2 protein-coding genes are annotated in these 1347 nt (G+C 59.1%); one reads left to right on the top strand and one right to left on the bottom strand.

What is annotated here, in order from left to right:
* Positions 1-315, bottom strand: a 315-nt coding sequence (locus P8X48_09415; protein MEJ2107533.1) for a secondary thiamine-phosphate synthase enzyme YjbQ, incomplete at its 3' end; no start/stop codon positions are given.
* A 629-nt stretch (positions 316-944) separates the two neighbouring features.
* On the opposite strand from P8X48_09415, the gene P8X48_09410 reads away from it, so the two are divergent.
* On the top strand, positions 945-1347 hold a 403-nt coding region (locus P8X48_09410), incomplete at its 3' end, for a DUF2333 family protein (GenBank protein MEJ2107532.1).

Raw genomic sequence — 1347 nt, 5'->3', positions numbered from 1 at the left:
CCCGTCGACAACCGGAATCGCCACCGACGTGAGGGTGAGGGCCGATTTGATATGTGCCGGCATGTCATCGGCGCCTTCCAGTGTATGACGGTATAGCGGATCGTTTTCCGGAACCAGACGATTCAACCATTGCTCCAGGTCCTGTCGCGCAGTGGGATCGGCGTTTTCCTGGATGGTGAGACTGGCCGAGGTGTGGCGAACAAATACCGTGCACAATCCGGTCTCTTGGCCGCCCTCGCGCACGATTGCCTGCACCTCCTGCGTAATCTCTTGCAGGCCCTGCCCGGCGGTATGGATGTGCAACTCGCGAATCACGGCTCCCTCCGGTGGCATGCGTACAAGAGCCGGGGTATGGGCCCGTGGGCAGGGGCAGAGACAACGGGTATGATAAGCGCACAAACGGAGCGATGACGGACACCCCGCAAGAGTCTGATGCACCCATTCTTCGACAAGATTCTCGACAAGACCTGGTACCGCCTTACGCGAGCCCTTGGCAATCTGCTCCGACTATACCATCCACGGAACCTGCGCGAACGAGGTCTGTCCTGGGCCGTAACCACACTCGCGGTCACCATGGTTCTGGTGATGATGGTGCTATCCTGGTACTGGAGCCGGGAACCGGCCATGTTCGACGTACGGCAGGCTACGATCGCCCTGCTGAAAGACAAGAACGCTACGCCGGTTACGGGCCAGTATTCCACCGCCACACTCATCACCGTCGCCGAAACCCTGTTGAACAAACCAGGCGGCTATCTGAGCAATGACGTGGCACCTCCTACGGTGTTCCTCGACAATATGCCCAACTGGGAATTTGGTGCGCTGGTACAGGTGCGTGATTTCGCGAAGGCCCTGCGAAATGACATGAGCCGCTCGCAATCGCAGTCACTGAAGATCCGGACCTCGCGGAAGCGGAACCGCATTTCAACTTTGCCAATGACTCGTGGCTGTTCCCGCCCAGCGAGTACGAATATCGCAAGGGTATCAAGAACCTGCGCCACTATTTCTATCGCTTGGGTACCAGCGGAAAAGATGGAGCCCAGTTCTATGCCCGCGCCGACAACCTGCAGGACTGGCTGGCAGTGGTCAACAAGCGCCTGGGCAGCCTGGCGCTGCGGCTTAGTGCCAGCGTCGGGACCGCGCGGGTGAACACCAATCTCGCCGGCGATACCGCGGCCCAACAATCCAGCACGGAACCCCAGACCATCCTGGTCAAGACGCCGTGGACCAAGATCGATGACGTCTTTTACGAAGCCCGTGGATCAACATGGGCGTTGATCCATCTGCTGAAGGCGGTCGATATCGACTTTGCCGGCGTGCTGAAGAAAAAGAACGCGCAGGTGAGCCTGA

The sequence above is a fragment of the Acidiferrobacteraceae bacterium genome (genome assembly GCA_037388825.1).
Lineage (GTDB): Bacteria > Pseudomonadota > Gammaproteobacteria > Acidiferrobacterales > JAJDNE01 > JARRJV01.
The sequence above is the reverse complement of the archived record's forward strand: the minus strand, read 5'-3'. Positions and strand labels throughout refer to the sequence as shown.